Here is a 3,118-nt window from a genome sequence, read left to right on the forward strand (position 1 = left end):
GCCCCACCCCCAGCACCAGCCGCCCGCCCGTCAGCGACTGCACCGTCAGCGCCGTCGCCGCCAGGCTCACGGGGTGGCGCGGAGGCGTCGGGACGATGGCCGTCCCCAGCTCGAAACCCGGCGGGCCCACCGCTCCGGCCGCCGCCAGCACCGGCAGCGGATCGTGCCCTGTGGGCCCCTGGTTCAGCCACGCCTGCGCGAAGCCGCGCGCCGCGATGTCGTGTACCGCCTCCACCATCCCGGGCCCGGTGAGCCCGGTGTCCGCCGTGTGCACTCCGATGCGCATCTCGTCCATGCCGACGAGTCAAGTCCGGGAACCTCCGGGGAACCAGACGCGTTTGCTCCGCACAGCAATCATCCGACGTGATGAATGGGGGCGACGGGCGTGGAACTGCGGGCCCTGCGCTATTTCGTGGTCGTGGCCGAGGAACTGCACTTCGGGCGCGCCGCCGAACGGCTGCACATCGTGCAGCCCGCCGTCAGCCAGCAGATCGCCCGTCTGGAGCGGGAGCTGGACCTGCGGCTCTTCGACCGCTCCACCCGGCGCGTGCGGCTCACCGCCGCCGGACGCGAACTCCTCGGCCAGGCCCGCGAGACCCTGGCCGCCGCCGAACGCGTCCGCACGCGGGCCCGCGCGCTGCGCTCCGGCTCGGCCGGCACGATGCGGATCGGCACCGGACCCGACCTCACGGCGCACGCCGAGCGCGGCGTCGCGGCGCTGCGCGTCGTGCACCCCGACATCGAGCCGGTGCTGGTCGACCGCCCGGTCTGCGCCCGGCTGGAGGGCGTACGGGAGGGGGAGCTGGACTTCGCGCTCGTACGGGGCGTCGAGCGGGAGGCGCGGCTGCGGGTGCTGCCCGTGTGGACGGAGGAGCTGTACGCCGTGCTGCCGACCGGGCACGCGCTGAGCGGGGGCGGGCCGGTGTCGCTGGCGGACCTCGCCGCGCTCCCGTTCCGCCACCCCGCATACGAGCGGGACGCGCCGCTGCACGACGCGGTGACGCGCGCGTTCGAGGCGGCGGGCGTACGGCCGGTGCTGGGCCGCCCGGCGGGGACCGTGCCGGACACCCTCATCGAGATCGGCACCGGCCCCGCCTCCTGGACCCTCGCCTCCGCCGAGGTGCTGGCCGCCTGGCCCTCGCCCCGGGTGACCGGAGTGCCCCTGTCGCCGCCGCTGGAGATCCCGGGCGGTCTGGTGGCCTCGGAGAGATTCGACGAGAAGTGCGTACAGACTGCCGTTGACGCGTTCAGTACGCCTTGAGGCGGGAGGTGAACGCCGCCCAGGCGCCGGGGGAGGCGGCGAGGCCGGGGAGGGCTCTGTCCTTGGTGTCGCGGATGTGGACGGCGGAGGGGGAGGCCGCGACCTCGACGCAGTCGTCGCCGTCGGTGCCGCTGTAGCTGGACTTGCGCCAGGTGAGGGCGACTTCGACGCAGCTGTCGCCGTCGGTGCCGCTGTAGCTCGACTTGAACCAGGCCAGTTCGCTGGTGTTCATAGCTCTCCTCGCAGTTGCGTCAGCAGGCCCACCGAGTCCTTCGGGGTGAGGGCCTGTGATCGCATACTTGCATACCGGCCCTGGAGGACGCTGACCTCTTTCGCGTCAGAGATGAGGAGGCCGCCGCGCTGGCCCTCGCAGTACCCGTAGCACTTGCCGTCCGGCGTCTCCAGGAGCCGGAGGGGGCCGTCCAGCCCGGCGTGGACCTCCTGCACCAGCGGCATGATCTGGATGTCGACGTTGCGCAGCCTTGTCAGCTCCAGCAGGGAGCCGATCAGCTCGCGGGTCACCTCGGCGCCGCCCGTCCGGCGCCGGAGCAGCGCCTCCTCGACGATGAAGCTGAACGCCGTCCCCTGCCGCTCGCGCAGCATCCCCTGCCGGTCCAGGCGCGCGGCGACCTGCGCTTCGAGCCGGGCGTCCGGGAGCGGCGGTACCCGGCCCTCGTACGCGGCCCGCATATACGCCTCCGTCTGGAGCAGCCCCGGAATGATCCGGCACTCGTAGGTGTAGAGGGTCGCCGCGCTCCGCTCCAGCTTGGCCCACTGGCGGAACCACGCCGCGAGCCCCGGGTTCCGGGACAGGTGCTTGGCGGCCCTCTTGATCGTGCCGAAGGCGTCCAGCACGTGCTCGGCGCGGTCGGGGAAGTCGGGTGGCGGAAACCTGCGGCCCTGCTCCACTGAGCGGACCGTGTGCAGCGAGTACCGCACGAGGTCGGAGAACTGGGGTTGTGTCAGGCCGGCGCGCTCCCGGAAGCTCGCGACGATCTCCCCGAACGCCCGGAGGCTGTCGGAGGATTCGGGCTCTTCGTAGTCCGTCATCCACCCAGGGTCACTGAGATGGCACAGTACTGTCGACGCTGCGGAGTGGTACGGTCACCTACCGTACTAGTCCCGATGCTGGTCACCCGGCGCTCGGGGCGTCACCGTAGACGTATGTACGCGATCCAACCGCCGCAATCTCCCGTGACCGTACGTGTGTTCAGCCAGCGCTTCTCCGCCACCCGGCGCGGGGCGCGACTCGCCCGGCTGCTCGCCCTCCACCAGCTTGAGGCGTGGGGGGTGCCGTTCGGCGCGCCCGCTTCGGAGGCCGTCGGCGCGGTCGTCGCGGAGCTGGCGGCGAACGCCGTGCTGCACGGCCGGGTGCCGGGGCGGGACTTCGAGCTGCGGCTGGTTCTCGACGGCCGCGAGACAGTGCGGATCGAGGTGACGGACACGCGGTGCGAGCTGCTGCCGCCCCCCGCGCCGGTGCCGCGGCCCGCGCCCGACGACGAGGGCGGGCGGGGGCTGGCGATCGTGGAGGCCCTCAGCACGCGCTGGGGCGTGGTGGAGGGGCCCGCCCCGCTGAAGACGGTGTGGGCCGAGATCGGCGCGGGCGGACTCTAGCGGCGGAACGCCGAGCGCGTCCGCCTGCTGTTGGCGATCGCGACGACGCCGAGGGTCAGCAGGCCCAGCGCGGCGTAGCAGCCGGTGAGCAGGTTGACGCGGCGGAAGTCCCGGCGGGCCTCCGGGGGAGCGCGGTCATGGTGCACCTACCGGTTGCGCGCTACTAGTCCCGATGCTGGTCACCCGGCGCTCGGGGCGTCACCGTAGACGTATGTACGCGATCCAACCGCCGCAATCTCCCGT

The 3,118-nt window shown here is 72.9% G+C and carries 6 protein-coding genes; 2 read left to right on the forward strand and 4 right to left on the reverse strand.

The features are described from left to right. Nucleotides 1-295, reverse strand: a 295-nt coding sequence (locus tag G5C65_RS34385) for an LLM class flavin-dependent oxidoreductase (protein WP_206442594.1), incomplete at its 3' end; no start/stop codon positions are given. Between the two features lie 75 nt (nucleotides 296-370). On the opposite strand from G5C65_RS34385, the gene G5C65_RS34390 reads away from it, so the two are divergent. Next, nucleotides 371-1,261, forward strand: coding sequence for a LysR family transcriptional regulator (locus G5C65_RS34390; protein ID WP_206442595.1), 891 nt, complete (start codon nucleotides 371-373; stop codon nucleotides 1,259-1,261). Here the strand turns inward: G5C65_RS34390 and G5C65_RS34395 are convergent. Beyond that, nucleotides 1,248-1,493 carry a DUF397 domain-containing protein gene (locus G5C65_RS34395; protein ID WP_165302986.1) on the reverse strand — a complete coding sequence of 82 codons (246 nt, stop codon included), beginning with the start codon at nucleotides 1,491-1,493 and terminating at the stop codon, nucleotides 1,248-1,250. The two genes, G5C65_RS34390 and G5C65_RS34395, sit on opposite strands and share 14 nt — an antisense overlap. Next, on the reverse strand, nucleotides 1,490-2,311 hold the full coding sequence (locus tag G5C65_RS34400) for a helix-turn-helix domain-containing protein (protein WP_165302987.1): 822 nt from the start codon (nucleotides 2,309-2,311) through the stop codon (nucleotides 1,490-1,492). The genes G5C65_RS34395 and G5C65_RS34400 overlap by 4 nt, the downstream gene beginning before the upstream one ends. Before the next feature lie 114 nt (nucleotides 2,312-2,425). Here G5C65_RS34400 and G5C65_RS34405 point away from each other — a divergent pair, with 114 nt between their 5' ends. Beyond that, a complete protein-coding gene (locus G5C65_RS34405) occupies nucleotides 2,426-2,875 on the forward strand; it encodes an ATP-binding protein (protein ID WP_165302988.1) in 450 nt (149 codons plus the stop codon). Here G5C65_RS34405 and G5C65_RS34410 read toward each other — a convergent pair. Beyond that, nucleotides 2,872-3,021: a hypothetical protein gene (locus G5C65_RS34410; RefSeq protein ID WP_165302989.1), complete on the reverse strand. Its 150-nt coding sequence runs from the start codon at nucleotides 3,019-3,021 to the stop codon at nucleotides 2,872-2,874. The genes G5C65_RS34405 and G5C65_RS34410 overlap by 4 nt on opposite strands. Nucleotides 3,022-3,118 lie beyond the last annotated feature (97 nt).

This window comes from Streptomyces boncukensis (assembly GCF_011045075.1).
Classification (GTDB): Bacteria; Actinomycetota; Actinomycetes; order Streptomycetales; family Streptomycetaceae; genus Streptomyces; species Streptomyces boncukensis.

Coding starts and splice junctions, on each gene's coding strand:
- G5C65_RS34390 (WP_206442595.1), top strand. CDS start 371: ATGGGGGCGACGGGCGTGGAACTGCGGGCCCTGCGCTATTTCGTGGTC.
- G5C65_RS34395 (WP_165302986.1), bottom strand. CDS start 1,493: ATGAACACCAGCGAACTGGCCTGGTTCAAGTCGAGCTACAGCGGCACC.
- G5C65_RS34400 (WP_165302987.1), bottom strand. CDS start 2,311: ATGACGGACTACGAAGAGCCCGAATCCTCCGACAGCCTCCGGGCGTTC.
- G5C65_RS34405 (WP_165302988.1), top strand. CDS start 2,426: ATGTACGCGATCCAACCGCCGCAATCTCCCGTGACCGTACGTGTGTTC.